This is a genomic window from Paracandidimonas soli, from assembly GCF_004342005.1.
GTDB classification, from domain to species: domain Bacteria; phylum Pseudomonadota; class Gammaproteobacteria; order Burkholderiales; family Burkholderiaceae_B; genus Paracandidimonas; species Paracandidimonas soli.
Genome location: NZ_SMBX01000004.1, coordinates 102767 through 118681, shown reverse-complemented (window position 1 = coordinate 118681; position 15915 = coordinate 102767). Strand labels below are relative to the sequence as shown.

Here is a 15915-nt window from a genome sequence, read left to right as displayed (position 1 = left end):
ACGCATCAATGCAAGGCGGTTGCGGTCAGCGGCGCGAATGGAATGGCGGAAGAAAAAAGCCGAGACATACAAGGCAGCATTTCAGAAGCTGTATTTGGCCGAGACCATGACGTTGCGCGGGGCACCGTAAATGCCCCGCGTATCCGCAACGCCCATGAGGTAACGTTTGTCGAAAACGTTGTTGAGGTGCGCGGCGACAGACAACTGCTTGCTGAACTCATAGCGTGCCATCAGATTGACTAGAGCATAGCTATGCTGCGTCAGAACCGACAGTTGATCACCGGTTTTGCTCTCCCAGTGGATGCCGCCGCCTAGCGTGAGCTTGTTCCAGTCGCCCTTCAGGCGATAGCTGGTGAACAGCTTGGCGGTATTGAGCGGAATGCGGGTCATGAGGCGCTGACCGTCCGTGCCGCGCACTTCGCTGTAGGTATAACCTGCACTGATCTGCCAATCAGGCATTAGTTCACCGGCCAGTTCGACTTCCACGCCTTTAGTGGTTATGCCATTGAGCGCCGTGTAAGTGCGCGTCGTGCCATCCCATTCAGGGTAGGTATCCTGCTGGGTACGGAACAGCGACAGGCTGGACGTCAATGCACCATCGGCAAAACTGCCTTTGATACCAACTTCGACGCTCGTACCTTCCTCCGGAGCCAGCCGGTTGCCGTTAATGTCGATCACATAGTCAGGCTGTGGATTGAAGATCTTGGTATAGCTGGCGTACACCGAGTAGGTGTCATTCAGCGCATGTACGATTCCGACATAGGGAACGAAGATGTTCTTTTCCCGCAGATGCACCGAGCTTACATTGCCGCTGGAATAGGTAACGGACTCACTGTCCTGCTTCCAGTTGATGAGACGGCTTCCCAGCAGCAGGCTCGTGGCGTCGCTTAATTGCAGACGGGAATTCAAATAGGCACTGTACTGGTATTCCCTCGTCTTGGTATAGCCGGTTTGGGCGTCCGCCTGAGGTTTCGACACCTCGCTGGCCCAATTGAATATATTGGTGATGCTCTGCCGCGGCAACCACGGATAGGCGGGGCTGTCTTGGTTCAAGCGGGACAGCGTGACACCTCCGATCAACTCATGCCGCCGGCCAAACAGCGAGAATGGGCCAGTGGCATAGGCATCCAGGCTCGTCTGCTCGGTTTCGCTGGCCCAGCGGATTCTATCCACCATGCCGCCCAAGCCGGTTGCTTGATCCACTGCGCCGACAGGGGCAAGCATACGCGCCTCGTACTCGTGACGGCCATGCCTCAATTCGGCCTTGACGCTCCAACCGGAATCGAACGTGTGCTCGATCGATCCGAAGATACTGTTCATCTGGTGGTCATAGTAGGCCCAATCAGGAGAAGTACCGTCTGATGGCGAAGCCCCCGTCGGCTGACCATTCGTGTAGACCTCCCAGAATGCCCGAACCGGCGAGTCCGTATTGCGGGTGATGTGGCTGAAGCCAGCACTCAGCAACGTACGAGGCCCCAAGTCTATTTCGCCAATACCGTACAGCACACCGTAGTCCTGCTTGTAATTTTCGGTCCATGCGCCATCGCGCTTGTAATCGGCCACCAGCCGGCCGCGCACGGAAGCATCTTCGTTGAGTGGGCGGGACATGTCCATCCCCAGCCCGTAGCGCTGCCAGTTTCCGGCTTCGGCGCTGATGCTAGCCTGCGGCTCTTTCGTCGGACGCTTGAGGATCATATTGATGGTTGCAGCCGGAGTGCCTAGGCCACTCATGATTCCAGTGGCACCCTTGACGATTTCCACACGATCGTACATGACAGTGCTTTGCAGATAATTGTTCATCGACGAAGAAATCGGCACACCGTCGATCTGGAAGTTGGTGATACTGGAACCGCGAGCCCACATCTGCGGGCTATCCGTACCCAGACTGAATGGCTTCGTGGTGACGCCAACAGTTGCATCCAGCACATCGCTAAGGCTGTTCAGCCTCTGGTCAGCGATACGCTGGCGCGTCACCACCGTGACGGCCTGCGGCGTCTCCTGCGGCGTCAGATTCAGCCGCGTGGAACTGCTGGTGGACCACGTGGTGTAGGAGCCCGTTCCCTCCGTGATGGAGCCGGGCGCCTTGCCGGAAACGGTCACAGGCTCGAGCGTCGTCACATCCGCAGCCACGACACGCCGCAGCACAAAACTGCCGCTGCGCGTGGACGCAGCCTCCAGATCGGTGCCGGCCAGCAGTTGTGTCAGAGCCGAAGCGGGCGAATGCTGGCCCTGCACGCCGGGGCTGGTCTTGCCATCGGTCAGTTCCGGGGTATACGACACCATGATGCCTGCTTCGCGGCCAAACTGGCTCAACGCTTGCGTCAGCGGGCCAGCCGGAATGGCGTAGCGGTGTTCCTGAGCGACGTTTTTCGCCTGGGCCGATACTGGAGCAAGCACAGGCAAAGCCACGATGGATACGACGCCCCGGTGGGCCAGTGCAATAACCAGCGTTTTCAGAGAATGACGAGAGGCCGCAGCATACCTGCGGGCGGGATTCAAAGCCATGGGGTTGTGCTCGCAACGGATAGTGAAATACGAAGCAATCTGCTTCTCCTGCTATCCATGTCACGCAAGACCAGAAAAACGGCTCACACAGCACATCACCCACAAGACACAATCAAAAAAACGCCGCGCGCCCGCGCCACGCTATGCGGACTGCCCGCGCGACATCAGGCGCACCGACTCGCTTCCCCAGGGACGTCGGCGTGTCTGCACCGAAATGGGCAAGGTGGCCTGCAAGGTGTCCATAACCCTGCTCAGGTCCTCCACAATGAAGGAGCCGGATATTCTCAGGCCCGCCACCGCTGGATCGCAGGACAAGGCCTGCGGGTGGTAACGGCCCAAGGCTTGAAGGAAGTCTGACAGGGGCATCCCTTCCACGATCAGCATGCCCTTGCGCCAGGCCCAGTCGTTGGCAGGCGCCTGTTCGAGCACTCCGACGGACAACAAAGTGAAATCGGCTTGCTGCTCTGCCCGCAACAGCGTGGCCGGGCCGACGCTGCGCAACGGCCGTATGCCGAGTTCACCCGAAGCGACGGCGACACGACTGAGCTCGTGCCGCTGCTGTACGACGAACTCCGCCTGCAAGGTCTGTATGCGCCCCTCCTGGGTTTCGACGCAAAATAGCCGCCCCGAAACAACGTCTGCCACCGCATTGACCCAGATGCGTCCGGCATGCAGACGCAATAAGCGCTCGTGGCTGCGATAGGCCACGTCCACGGCAGAATCGGTGTCCAGGTCGAGTGTTGAACCGTCTTCCAGCGTCACGACACGCTGTTGACCAATCGCGGTACGGTAATCCGACGTCCATGTACGCCAAGGCAGGTAGCGATAGCCGTTGGACGTCGCCCCCCCGACGCACAACAAGGCAACCAACGTTTGTATGGCTTGTCGCCGCCTTGACGAGCGACTCGGCGCCAGCGTGGCATGCGCAAGCGCCGACTTGAAGGGCAGCGCCAGGCCTTGCAGATTGCCGTGCATGTCAGCAATGCGTTGCCAGGCCCGAGCGTGGTCCGGGTGCTGACCCAGCCATAGCTGCCAGGCCTGGCGCACGCTGTCTTGCGCGTCTTCGGCCTGCAAGGCCAGCATCCACTCGATGGCCTGCCGCGCGACCGCCTCGGGAATGGGCGCCTGGCTCACGAGCATGCCCCGGTCTCGGACGAACCTCCCCCGTCCAGCGCAGCATTGCTGGAGGTCAGGCCAGCAAAGCAGAATTGATACGCAGCCTTGGCCAAGTAGCGCTTGACGGTGGCCACGGACACCCCCAACTCTGACGCAACCTGCCCATGCTTCATGCCGTCTACCTGCGACAGCAGAAAGGCCCGACGCACCACAAGCGGCAAGCCGGCCAGCAGCTTATCTATTTCGAGCAAGGCCTGCAGCAGCATGACGCGCTCTTCCGTCGAAATGACCACCTCCTGCGGCAGGCCTGCAAGGGCCTCAAGATAAGCTTGCTCCAGCCTGGCCCGACGGCGATGGTTCGAGAGCACCCGTTGCGCCACCGTCAACAGAAAAGCACGCGGTTCTTTGGCAGCAATGACCTCAGTACGTGACAACAACTGCACGAAGGTGTCATGCGCCAGGTCGGAGGCCTGATGGTTGTCGCCCAGCTTTTTATTGAGCCAGGCGCGCAGCCACCCATGATGATGGACATACATCAGGGAGACTTCTTGCCGCAAAGGGTCGGGAGTGACGGACATGGAAAACCAGCGCAGTAGAGCGCGTTCAGTCTTGGCTTCTGACTGTATTAGCGAACGATTCTTATTTTTATTATATAACCTGAATCCGTGTTCGCCTTTTGCTGCTCCCGACATTGTTGCCCCCAAGGGGGCGCCTTTTGCCTTGGGGCGGCCCGGCGGCAAAAGCCCCGGCAGGAAGACTGGGGCTTGCGCTCTGACTGGCTGAGGTGAGTCACTCCCGGCTAAAGCCGGGAGCTTCCCCGCCACAATACGGGGGCGCCTGCGGCGCCATATGAACACTGCCTCGCTTGACCTCGGACTGAAGTCCGAGGCTTGCGCTTGGGCGCGTGGTCAATCAGCGAGATCGAACATATTGACGGCTTCGACCTCAAGGACCTGCACGTCGTGCTGATTGTAGACGCGCCACGTCCAGCGCAGGATGCCCAGATCCGATCGGGTGGACGAAATACGCTTGCTGTCTATCGTGGCCTCCAGCCGGATACTGTCTCCCGGTCTGACCGGCGCAAGCCAGCGCAGGTTTTCCAGCCCCGGGGAGCCGAAGGAATCGGAGTCGCTCAGCACGGTTTCCACCGCCATGCGCATGGCGATGCCGCAGGTCATCCACCCGCTGGCGATCAGGCCTTCCCATCTTCCCTGCTCCGCGCGGGCCTCATCCACATGAAACCACTGCGGGTCGTATTTGCGTGAGAAGTCGAGCATGTCCTGCTTCTCCACCGTAACCGGCGGATGGCTCAGGACCATGCCCACCTTCAATTCGCTGAACTTCATTCCTGTCTCCACCGATACTGCCGCATCTCCCCTGCCCTGAGGAGGGAACGGGTGAAGTCGTGCGGCATTGCGTGAACAGACAAGTGTAACCGCTTGCGAGCCGAGGGAACAGTCCGGCCTTCGTGGGCACGCGGTATCGATGCGCGGATGCGCCGCCGGGCGGCGCGCGGGTTCAACGCCTCAGGTTCGCTTCAGTGGCTGCCGGCGTAGTTGCCGTCGCTGGCTACCGCGGTAGCGACTTCGATGTGTCGGCAGAGATTGCCGAACGACTCGTCGATGCCGCGGCGGCTGGTCGAGCAGACCCAGTCGGCCTTGGCGAACAGGGGTTCGCGGCTTGCCAGCACGCGGCGCAGATCCAGCAGGGCCTCTGCCTCATCCGCCGCGGTATAGCTGCCGCGCTGCGCCATGACGCGCTCGAAGTGATCTTCGGGATTGGCGCGCACCCATACGGTATAGCAATTGGCCAGCAGGTATTCCAGCGTCTGCGGCTCCGCCACCAGCGAACCCGGAACGGCGATGACCACTTCCGGGTAGGCCGCCAGGACATTTTCCAGGGCCTGGCGCTCGTAGCGGCGATAGGCCCTGGCATCGTAAAGGCCATGGATCTCCAGCAGGCTGCAGCCCGCCAGTTTCTCGATCTCGGTTTCCAGCTCGATGAAGGGATAGCCCAGCTTTCCCGCCACCATGCGGCCCAGCGTCGTCTTGCCCGCGCCGCGCAGGCCCACCAGCGCCAGCTGGCGCACGCTCTTGCTTTTCCTGCCCTGTCCATAGCCGGCGAAAATCGTGGACAAGGCTTCGTGCGCCTGGCGCAGTTCCGTATCGCTGCGATCGGACAACAGGCTGCGTATCTGCCGCCATTCCGGCGAGGAGGTGGTCACATCGCCCACCAGCTCGGCCAGCTCGCAGCCCAGCGCGCGCGCGATTTGCAGCAGCACGAGGATGGAGACGTTGCCGACGCCCAGCTCGAGATTGGCGAGATGGCGCTCGGACACCTGCGCCGCCAGCGCGGTTTCCTTGCGCGTCATGTGGCGCTCGGTACGCAACCGGCGCACACGCTTGCCCAGTCCGATCAGGAAGGAATCGCCACCAAGGCGGGCTTCCTGCAAATCCATTGCAGTCTTACGACCTAGAATAGTTGGCTTCACCTGGCAGTTCCCAATAGACGTTTCAAATACACAGAGACGGCATCAGGCAAACTATAGAACGACTCACGCGCAGCGCGGCCGAAATCTGCAGAAAACTGCACTCTTTCCTAAGCGATCGTTGATAAAAATCAATCAATAGTGCAGGTTCGGCCCGCCTTACCCGCCGGCGAGCATGTGCGCGAAGCGCTGGCGCAGCTTATCCAGTTTCGGCGCGATGACGAACTGGCAATAGCCCTGCTGCGGATGCTGCGCGTAGTAGTCGCGATGATAACCCTCGGCCGGCCATACCCGGGCCGCCGGCAGCAACTGCGTCACGACCTGCCGCTCCGCCGGCAACTGATGGTTCAGCCACTTGATGCATGCCTGCGCCTGCGCCTGCTGCTGCGGCGTCTGCCAGAAAATGACGGAACGGTACTGGGAGCCGACGTCATTGCCCTGCCTGTCCATGGAGGTGGGGTCGTGCGTCGCGAAGAACACCACCAGCAGATCGTCGTATGAAACGAGCGCCGGATCGAAGCGCACGGAAACCACCTCGATATGTCCAGTGCCGCCGGCGCATACCTGTTCGTAGCTGGGCGCACCGCCCGCGCCGCCGCAATAGCCCGGTTCGACGGAAAGCACGCCCCGTATCTGCCTGAACACCGCTTCGGTGCACCAGAAGCAGCCGCCGCCGAACACGGCGAGTTCAGTGGTATCGACTGCCTGTCTGTCTTCGCTCATGACACCTCCCGTGGAAACGGCCTTGCTGGAATCAGGATCCGGATCCCGGCTGTTTCTTCGCCGCGAGTTCGAGGATCCACTGCGCGATGACCAGCGCGTCAGCGTGGCTCACCTGCGGCTGGGCGGGCATGGGAACCGCTCCCCAGCGCCCGCGCCCGCCATCCTTGATGACGATGGCAAGATAATCGATGGCGCCCTGGACCGGAAGATAGCGCTCGCCTATGGCTTCGAACGACGGTCCGACGCGCTTTTTGTCGATCTGGTGGCAGCTGAGGCATACATTGGCTTTGGCGCGTTCCAGGCCCGTGCTTCCCGACGCCATGGCCGGTAATGGCTGACTGCAGGCCAGCAGGAAAAAGACGGCGGATGTCAGGCGGCGGGAAGCTCGCATACGGCATTTCTCATCAAGGTCAGTCGCTTCGCGTTATTATCGCCGATGATAACTGACTCCAGGCACCGCTATGCTGCATCATCCGCAATTCGATCCCATCGCAATCCAGCTCGGCCCCCTTGCAATCCATTGGTACGGCCTGATGTACCTGCTGGCGTTCGCGCTCGTCTGGCTGCTTGGCCGGCGACGCATACGCCAGGGGCTGACAGACCTTACCCAGCGCGATCTCGAGGACATCATTTTCTACGGCGTTCTGGGCGTGGTGGCCGGCGGGCGCATCGGTTACGCGCTGTTCTACCAGTTCGACGCATTCCTGCGCAAACCCTGGGAAATCTTCTTTCTGTGGCAAGGAGGCATGTCTTTCCACGGCGGCCTGATCGGCGTCATTCTTGCCCTGCTGCTGTTCGCTCGCAAGAAACGCACGACGCTGCTGCACATCGGCGATTTCATCGCGCCGCTGGTACCGCTCGGCCTGGCCGCGGGCCGCATGGGCAATTTCATCAACGGCGAACTCTGGGGACGCCCCAGCGACCTTCCCTGGGCCATGGTGTTCCCGCAGGCGGGCGACACGCTAGCGCGGCATCCCTCGCAACTCTACCAGATGGGGCTGGAGGGCATCACGCTGTTCCTGCTGCTGTGGTGGTTCTCCAGCAAGCCTCGCCCCACGGGACAAGTCAGCGCCGTATTCCTGATCGGCTACGGCATCTTCCGCTTCCTGGTCGAATACACGCGCGAGCCCGACGCCTTTCTCGGCGTTCTGGCCGGCGGCATGACCATGGGCCAGTGGCTGTCGCTGCCCATGATCTTTATCGGCGTCCTGATCTTCCTGCGGACGACAAGGCGGCCAAGCCACGGGCAGCCGGGTTGAATCGGACGCCTGCGTGCGAAAAGAAAAAAGCCTGTCGCAAGGACAGGCTTTCAGGAATAAGTGCCCCGCACGTGCCGTCAAGGCCGGCATCCTGGAACCGAGGGTTCAAGGTGGTCGCCTTCAGTCGGCCTTTGGGTTCGTCAGCTAAGACGATCGCACTTATCCGATCTATCGGGCAACCTAATGCCATAAGCATTGGTTCAAGGAATATATAGCCATGTCACGAACACAGCAGGGTTAGCGATATTAGACACTAAAAAAGCGGATCATGCGATCCTTTCCCATGCCTTTTATGCATCGCAGCTGTCGCAGATCAAAGCTTACGCTTTAGTCCCCGGCCATTCACCGTGCCGAGCCAAGCGCCTGGTCCAGCAAGCCATGCATCTCGTCGATCTTGCGCTTGAAGTCGCCAACGGCGACGTTGCCCAGCGGGCCGTCGGGCGCGCGCATGGACAACAGTTCCGCCGCGATCTGTATCGCGGCCATGACGGCAATGCGCTCATTGCCGGCGATCTTGCCCGAGTTCTTCACGGCCAGCATGCGCTGGTCCACCATGCGAACCGCCGCCATCAGCGAGTCGCGCTCGGAAGGCAGGCAGGCCAGCGAATAATCCCGGCCCAGAATGGAAATGTCGACGCGTTCCATGATGCGTTACTCCTGGGGTGCGCCAGGCAGGCGCATGAGAACAGTATCCACGAGCTCCTGGGCCTGGCCCGCGGCGGAGCGCAGCCTGTCGGCCTGCGCCTGCGCTGTCTGGGCCTGCCGGAGCGCCGCATCGCGCTCGGACTGGCACTGCTGCAATTCGCGCCGCAGCGATTCCGCCGCGGTTTGCGCCTCGGCCTGCGCAGCGGCGAGCCTGGCTTCGTATTCCTGCGTCAGCGACTGCAGCGAAGTCTGGTGCTGCGCAAGCTGCTCGGACGCATTGGAAAACTGGGACTCGCGCTCATCGAGCTGCTGGCGCAAGGCATTGCGCTCCTGTTCGAGACGCGCAATCTGTGTCTGCAGCTCTGTACGCTGCGACTGGAAATCGCGGGTGGCCAGAACCAACTGGCGGACCCTGGCGGCGAGGGAATCGAGATCTTGCAACATGGGCGCTATCGTAAACCATCCTGAGGACGATGGAATAGAAAATGATAAAGCATAAGTAACCTTTCATGGCTCTTTCCATTACCTTTCATTTAACTTTCAATTCGACGATTCAGCAGGGGAACATCCTCCCGGTTACGAAAAAAGTCACCGGATTTTAGGGTAAACCCCCCCTAATCAAGGGCAAATCTGGGTTTGCAGCAGCCCTTCCTTTCATTACCATTCGGAACCTGTTGGATGGGTTGCCGATCGACGCGCCATTACCATCCCGACATGTCTCAGCTGGTTCTGCACCTACAGTTCAAAAACGCAGGCACCACAAGTACTCACCGCTGTCTAGGAGATGTAAAAACATGCGGATAAGAAATAAGCCGGACTTCTGGGCCGGCGTAATGTTCATAGCGATAGGCCTGGGCTTCGCGCTCGGCGCCACCAAATACAGCATGGGCACCGCCGCCCGCATGGGACCGGGCTACTTCCCGTTCTGGCTGGGCATCAGTCTTGCGCTCATCGGCGCCGTCGTGTCTCTGGGCGGCCTGTCCAAGAAAGCCGAGGCGGAAGAGATCGGCAGGTTCGACTGGAAGATCTTTCTCATCATCATCGGCGCTGTCGTTCTGTGCGGCACGGTATTCACTTTCCTGGGCGTCTACATTTCGGTGTTCCTGCTCGTCATGGTCAGCAGCGTGGCCAGTCACGACTTCGACTGGAAGGTCGCACTGGGGACGGCTGTCTTCATATTGATCTTCGTCTGGCTGGCGTTCATTAAAGGCCTGGGACTCATCTTCCCGCTCTGGCCCCAATTCATTAGCTAAGCGGAGAAACCAAGATGGAATTGTTTGATAATCTTGCGCTGGGTTTATCCGTCGCGTTTACGCTGGAAAACCTGCTGTACTGCCTGCTCGGTTGTATCCTGGGCACACTGATCGGCGTTCTGCCCGGCCTCGGCCCGGTTCCCACGATCGCCATGCTGCTGCCCATCACCTATGTGCTGCCGCCCATCGCCGGCCTCATCATGCTGGCCGGTATCTACTACGGCGCGGCCTACGGGGGCTCCACCACAGCCATTCTGGTGGCGCTGCCAGGTGAAACCGCCGCCGTCGTGACGGTGTTGGACGGACACCAGATGGCGCGCAACGGCCGCGCGGGCGCCGCGCTGGCAATTGCCGCCCTGGGTTCGTTCTTCGCCGGCTGCGTATCGACGCTGATGATCGCCGGCTTCGCGCCTCCCCTGGCGGAAGTCGCCTTCAAGTTCGGTCCGGCGGAGTATTTCTCGCTGATGGTGCTGGGCCTGATCGGCGCCGTGGTGCTGGCTTCGGGCTCGCTGCCCAAGGCAATTTGCATGATCCTGCTGGGCCTGCTGCTGGGCATGGTCGGCACCGACGTCAACTCCGGCGTCGCCCGCTATGACTTCGGCATCCCCGAGCTCCAGGACGGCATCGACTTCGCCGTGGTCGCCATGGGCGTGTTCGGCTTCTCCGAAATCATGACCAACCTGGAACTGCGCGACCAGCGCGTGGAGATCGACAGCAAGGTCGGCAAGCTCTATCCCAACAAGCAGGAATTCAAGGAAGCCTGGCCCGCGGTCGTGCGCGGTACCGCCATCGGTTGCGCACTGGGCATCCTGCCTGGCGGCGGCGCCGTTCTGTCGTCCTTCGCCTCCTATACCGTGGAGAAGAAGGTTTCCAAGAATCCCGAGCGCTTCGGCAAGGGTCACCCCGCAGGTCTGGCAGGTCCAGAATCCGCCAACAACGCCGGTTCGCAGGCTTCGTTCATCCCGCTGCTCACCCTGGGTATTCCCGGCAACGCCGTGATGGCCCTGATGGTCGGCGCCATGACGATCCACAACATCCAGCCCGGCCCGCAGGTCATGAGCAGCCACCCCGAGCTGTTCTGGGGCCTGGTAGCCTCCATGTGGATCGGCAACATGATGCTGGTCGTCCTGAACCTGCCGCTGATCGGACTGTGGGTCAAGCTGTTGACTGTGCCTTACCGCGTCCTGTTCCCCGCCATTCTGGTGTTCTGCACGATCGGTGTCTACTCGCTGAACTACAACGCATTCGACATCTGGGTCACCGCGGCATTCGGCGCCATCGGCTACCTCTGGGCCAAGCTGAAGTGCGAAGGCGCGCCTCTGCTGCTGGGTCTGGTGCTGGGTCCGATGATGGAAGAAAACTTCCGCCGCGCCCTGCTGCTGTCCCGCGGCGACTACACGACCTTCGTCACCCGTCCGTTGTCGCTGACGCTTCTGGCAATGGCCGCGTTCCTGGTCATCCTGGTCGCACTGCCCTCCGTCAAGAAGAAACGCGAGGAAGCCTTCGTCGACGAAGGTTGACGCACCCCCCTTCCCGCCGCGCCCCGCGTGGGGTGCGGCGCAGGAACGAAGCCCCCGGAGCACCGGCATTGCCGGCAACCGGGGGCTTTTTCATGCCAGCGCCCCCGGCGATGCAAGACTGCTTTCAACGTGAAAAAAATCCGGCCTGAGCGCCGCAGCTGTCCGCATCGCACCAGCGGCGATTCATTACAGATTCGTCGAATCAATATTGATGAGAATGATTTTCAATAATGCTATATTTATCATTTATTAATCTATCTCATTCATGCCCCGTGGCCATTTTGCTGGAACACTACTATCAGGAACTCATCCAGTTCTGCGCAAGATTGACCCGCAACAGGGACGCGGCGGCGGACCTCGTTCAGGAAACCTATGCCCGGGTTCTCAGCGCCCAGGACAAAGGCGCGCAGTTCAAGGAACCGCGCGCACTGCTCTACCGTACCGCGCGCAACCTGGTGATCGATCTTCACAGAAAGGACAGTACCCGCGCTCATTATGCCGGCTGAATACCTTTTTGCATCCCGCACGCAGGGTTTTGCCATCTCCATACGTCTACACAGGAACAACCGCCCATTTGTTCCACCCGGAGACCCTGCACAATGTCAGCGCTGCACACCTTCGTCATTCCCGCATTCATCGCCGCCATCCTGACGGGCCATGCGCCCGCGCACGCACAGGATCCCGGCCTGCAATCCCCCGAAGTCAGGCCCGCGGTCCAGCCGTACGAAATCACCACGGAAGGCGCCTTGCGCCGGGAGCTGGCCCGCGGCGTCTATCAGGCGGTCTACAGCAACACAAAAAAATCCCTCTACATTGCCTCCGCCGAGCTCGCGCCGGACGTGAATGGCGGACTGATCTACCGGCTCGATCCGTCGACGCTGGCAACGACGGGCCTGATCCACACCGATGAAAAGAACTTCGGCCTGGCGACCGATCCCGACGGCGATACTCTCTTCGTCACACACAGCCTCGCCGGCGCAGCCAGCAAGATCGATCTCGCGTCCGGGAAGGTGGTCGGCCGCATCGAATTCGAGGAACGCAGCGCGGACGGCTCCGCCTACGGTCCCAGGGAAATCTTGCGCGATGCGGCCACCGACACCGTCTATGTGGGCGGTGTCGGCGATCCCGGCCGGATCTGGGTCATCGACGCCCGGGACTGGGTCGTGCGAACCTCCATTCCCGACGCAGGCAAGTGGGTCACGGGACTGCTGTCCGACCCGCGGAGGAACCGCCTGTACGCTGCCAACGGCGACGGCGAGGTTCTGGTCATCGACACGCGCAGCCACACGATCCAGCAACGCTGGAAGCCTGCCGGGCAAGAACCCGCGCTGCTGCTGAATCTGGCGCTGGACGAAAGCGGCGACCGTCTGTTCGTGACGGACCACTCCAAACTGAAGACCGTACTGGCGGTGGATACCCGCACCGGCAAACTGATCAATCGCCTGCCGGTGGGCGAATCGCTGGACATTCTCTACCAGCCCGGGCGCAATGCCCTGTACCTGAGCCACCGCGATCGCGGCATGGTCAGCATCGTCGACGCCACATCCTTTCAAGTAAGGAAACAATACCGGTTGCCCCCGAACCCGAACTCCCTGCTGCTTTCCCCTGAAGGCGACGCACTGTTCGTCACCATCAAGACGCCATTCACGCCGGACCACTTCGCCAGCGGCTTCGGCAGCATCGCCCGTATCGATCTGCCCTGACCATCCGCCCTGGAGCACTGCCACCATGACAACACCACGCTTCAAGCCCACCCTGGCATCGAGCGCCATCCTGGCCGCCTTGCTGGGCATGGCGCCGCCGGCCCAGGCTCAATCTTCCGCCGCCGGCCAGCCCGTCCCGGTCTCCATCCAGGCGCAGCCGCTGTCGCAAGCTCTCCAGGACCTGGCGCGACAAACGGAAATGGAACTGATCGTCCGGCCCGAACTGGTAGCCGGCCGAAGCGCTCCCGGCGTCTCCGGCTCCCTGACCGCATCCCAGGCACTGGATCGGCTGCTGCAAGGCTCCGGACTCATCTACCGCATCGACGGCCGCGCCATCGTCATTTCCGGCGACGCTTCCCCATCCTCCGGCGCAGTCATGCAGGAAGGAGAACTGGCCGCCATCGTCGTCCAGCCCAGCGCGGACGCATCGGCCGCGGGCCTGCTGCGGGAGTATGCGGGCGGCCAGGTGGCGCGCGGCAGCCGCGTGGGCATCCTGGGCTCGAAAGACCTCATGGACACGCCCTTCAGCACCTCCAGCTATACCAATCAGCTGATCCAGAACCAGCAGGCCCGCAGCGTGGCCGATGTCGTGACGAACGATCCTTCGGTACGCACGGCGCGCGGATTCGGCAATTTCTCGGAAACCTACTTCATCCGCGGCTTCCTGACTTACGCCGACGACATCGCCTACAACGGGCTGTACGGACTGCTGCCGCGGCAATACACGGCAGCCGAAATGATCGAGCGTGTGGAGATACTGCGCGGCGCGGGCGCCTTCCTCTATGGCGCGGCGCCATCCGGCATGGGCATCGGCGGCACGATCAACATCCTGCCGAAACGGGCGTCTTCCCGGCCCCTGAACCAAGTCACGCTCGGCACAGCCAGCGGCGGCCAGCTATACACCGCGGCCGATTTCAGCCGCCGCTTCGGAGACAAGCAGAACATGGGGATTCGCGTCAACCTCGCCCGGCGCGACGGCGACACCGCCATCGACCGGGAAAGCGCGAGGCTGGATCTTGCCACCATCGGACTGGACTGGCGTAATGACCGCCTCCGCCTTTCGGCGGACATCGGCTACCAGAACAACCGGATCAAGGGCATGCGCCCGAGCGTAAACATAGACGCCGTCGATGCGGTTCCGCGCATGCCCGACGGCAAAACCAACTATGCCCAGCCCTGGACGCGATTGAACGAAGAAGACATATTCGGCACGATACGCGCCGAATATGACTTCACCGACAGCACGACGGCCTGGATCGCGGGCGGCATGCGGCGCGGCAAGGAGTTCAATTCCCTGGCCGGAGTCAGCCTGACGGATGCCGACACGGGCGCAGGGACCACCTACCGCTTCGACAACCGACGCCAGGACGATGTGAAAACGGGCGAAATCGGCCTGCGCACCAGCTTCGACACCGGTCCCATCAATTACCAGGTCGTGGCATCGGCCTCCTGGTTCGATCACAAGGAGCGCAATGCCGTCATCATGGACTTCACCAATCTTCATGATGTCAACATCTACGATCCCATCCTGATCGAACGGCCTTCCCTGGACAATCCGGCATTCGTCGGCGGGGATATCAACAACCCCGCGCTGCGCGACCGCACGCGCATGAGCAGCTTCACCATCGGCGATACCATGTCCATGCTGGACGACCGCCTGGAGATCACGCTGGGGCTGCGGCACCAGCGCATGCGCCACAACACTTACGCCTATCTCACGGCCATCCCCGAGCCCGGCGGCTATGACGACAGCCGCACCAGCCCCGTCGCCGGGGTGGTCTACAAGATCAACGACGGCCTGTCCGTCTACGCCAACTACATAGAAAGCCTGGCTCGCGGCTCCAGGGCGCCCGACACCAACAACAACCTGCCCGTCACGAACGGAGGGCAGCTCCTGCCCCCCTTCGTTTCCAAGCAACAGGAAATCGGCGTGAAATACGACAGCGGCTCATTCGGCGCAAGCCTGGCGCTGTTCACCACGAAAAAACCGAACGCCTACCTGCAGGACAACGGCGGCGACTATACCTACACCAGTTCCGGCAAGGACCGTCACCGCGGCGCCGAACTGTCGCTCTATGGCGAGCCCATTGCCGGCCTGCGGCTGCTCGGCGGCGTGACCCTGCTGGACGCCAAGCAGGTCAGCACCGACGATCCCGCCACCAGTGGCAAGCGCGTCATCGGCGTTCCCCGGCAGCAGGCCACGCTCGGCGTCGAGTGGGACGTTCCGTCCGTCACGGGACTTTCCGTGGATGCCCGCGCCATCGCCACCGGCAGCCGCTATGCCGATGCCCAGAACACAAAGCGCGTGCCCGGATGGGTACGCTTCGACCTCGGAGCGAGGTATGTCGCCGAGTTGCCCGGCGACCGCCTGCTGACTCTGCGCGCCCGTGTGGAGAATGTCATGAACCGCGACTATTGGGCATCCGTCGGCGGCTACCCCGGCTCCGGCTACCTGGTACTGGGCAATCCCCGCACCTTCATGCTAAACGCCTCGCTCGAATTCTGAACCGCGACAGGCGGGCGGCCTCTCTTCCCGGGAGGCCGCCCGCATCCGCCCTTTCCCTCATCCCTATGCTCCCTCCGGCAGCAAGCATCCCTTCGGCGCACAAGCCAGCTGGAATGCGGTAACCTTGTGGATTGCACTTATCGCACCGCCTGCGTCCCAGGCGCCAGCCGCATAAACCTATAAAACCCAACGGAGCA

At 61.6% G+C, this 15915-nt stretch carries 15 protein-coding genes and 1 other RNA gene; 6 read left to right on the top strand and 10 right to left on the bottom strand.

The annotated features are described in order from the left end of the window. Positions 1–81: 81 nt before the first annotated feature. The 7 genes from EV686_RS09800 to EV686_RS09770 form a co-directional block, all read right to left on the bottom strand. On the bottom strand, positions 82–2505 hold the full coding sequence (locus EV686_RS09800) for a TonB-dependent siderophore receptor (protein WP_132476375.1): 2424 nt from the start codon (positions 2503–2505) through the stop codon (positions 82–84). 141 nt (positions 2506–2646) lie between these two features. Further along, positions 2647–3645, bottom strand: coding sequence for a FecR domain-containing protein (locus EV686_RS09795; RefSeq protein ID WP_132476372.1), 999 nt, complete (start codon positions 3643–3645; stop codon positions 2647–2649). Next, positions 3636–4199: a sigma-70 family RNA polymerase sigma factor gene (locus EV686_RS09790; RefSeq protein WP_132476369.1), complete on the bottom strand. Its 564-nt coding sequence runs from the start codon at positions 4197–4199 to the stop codon at positions 3636–3638. Before EV686_RS09790 ends, EV686_RS09795 begins: the two co-directional genes overlap by 10 nt. A gap of 330 nt (positions 4200–4529) precedes the next feature. Continuing rightward, complete coding sequence (locus tag EV686_RS09785; protein ID WP_341539334.1) at positions 4530–4979, bottom strand: MaoC family dehydratase; 450 nt, start codon at positions 4977–4979, stop codon at positions 4530–4532. Positions 4980–5158: 179 nt separating this feature from the next. Further along, positions 5159–6079, bottom strand: coding sequence for a helix-turn-helix transcriptional regulator (locus EV686_RS09780; RefSeq protein WP_132476363.1), 921 nt, complete (start codon positions 6077–6079; stop codon positions 5159–5161). 189 nt (positions 6080–6268) lie between these two features. Further along, on the bottom strand, positions 6269–6832 hold the full coding sequence (gene msrA, locus EV686_RS09775; RefSeq protein ID WP_132476360.1) for a peptide-methionine (S)-S-oxide reductase MsrA: 564 nt from the start codon (positions 6830–6832) through the stop codon (positions 6269–6271). Between the two features lie 31 nt (positions 6833–6863). Beyond that, positions 6864–7223: a c-type cytochrome gene (locus EV686_RS09770; protein ID WP_243650829.1), complete on the bottom strand. Its 360-nt coding sequence runs from the start codon at positions 7221–7223 to the stop codon at positions 6864–6866. Positions 7224–7293: 70 nt separating this feature from the next. Here EV686_RS09770 and lgt point away from each other — a divergent pair, with 70 nt between their 5' ends. After that, entirely contained in the window at positions 7294–8091 is a 798-nt protein-coding gene (gene lgt / locus EV686_RS09765) for a prolipoprotein diacylglyceryl transferase (protein WP_132476357.1), read from the top strand. A 58-nt stretch (positions 8092–8149) separates the two neighbouring features. On the opposite strand, the gene ssrS is transcribed toward lgt, so the two are convergent. The 3 genes from ssrS to EV686_RS09750 all read right to left on the bottom strand — a co-directional run bounded on the left by ssrS (position 8150) and on the right by EV686_RS09750 (position 9180). Continuing rightward, positions 8150–8332, bottom strand: a non-coding RNA gene (gene ssrS / locus EV686_RS09760) — 6S RNA. A 101-nt stretch (positions 8333–8433) separates the two neighbouring features. Beyond that, positions 8434–8736, bottom strand: a complete 303-nt coding sequence (locus tag EV686_RS09755) for a cell division protein ZapA (protein WP_132476354.1) — start codon at positions 8734–8736, stop codon at positions 8434–8436. A gap of 6 nt (positions 8737–8742) precedes the next feature. Then, positions 8743–9180, bottom strand: a complete 438-nt coding sequence (locus tag EV686_RS09750) for a hypothetical protein (protein WP_132476351.1) — start codon at positions 9178–9180, stop codon at positions 8743–8745. A gap of 350 nt (positions 9181–9530) precedes the next feature. Between EV686_RS09750 and EV686_RS09745 the strand changes: the two genes are divergently transcribed. From EV686_RS09745 to EV686_RS09725, 5 genes are all read left to right on the top strand, one after another. Continuing rightward, positions 9531–9989 carry a tripartite tricarboxylate transporter TctB family protein gene (locus EV686_RS09745; RefSeq protein ID WP_132476348.1) on the top strand — a complete coding sequence of 153 codons (459 nt, stop codon included), beginning with the start codon at positions 9531–9533 and terminating at the stop codon, positions 9987–9989. 14 nt (positions 9990–10003) lie between these two features. Further along, positions 10004–11509, top strand: a complete 1506-nt coding sequence (locus tag EV686_RS09740; RefSeq protein WP_132476345.1) for a tripartite tricarboxylate transporter permease — start codon at positions 10004–10006, stop codon at positions 11507–11509. Positions 11510–11781: 272 nt separating this feature from the next. Continuing rightward, on the top strand, positions 11782–12015 hold the full coding sequence (locus EV686_RS09735; RefSeq protein WP_341539333.1) for a sigma factor: 234 nt from the start codon (positions 11782–11784) through the stop codon (positions 12013–12015). 93 nt (positions 12016–12108) lie between these two features. Continuing rightward, positions 12109–13212, top strand: coding sequence for a YncE family protein (locus tag EV686_RS09730; RefSeq protein WP_132476342.1), 1104 nt, complete (start codon positions 12109–12111; stop codon positions 13210–13212). 25 nt (positions 13213–13237) lie between these two features. Next, the gene (locus EV686_RS09725; RefSeq protein ID WP_132476339.1) at positions 13238–15718 is read left to right on the top strand and encodes a TonB-dependent receptor; all 2481 of its coding nucleotides are present in this window, start codon (positions 13238–13240) and stop codon (positions 15716–15718) included. Positions 15719–15915: the final 197 nt, after the last annotated feature.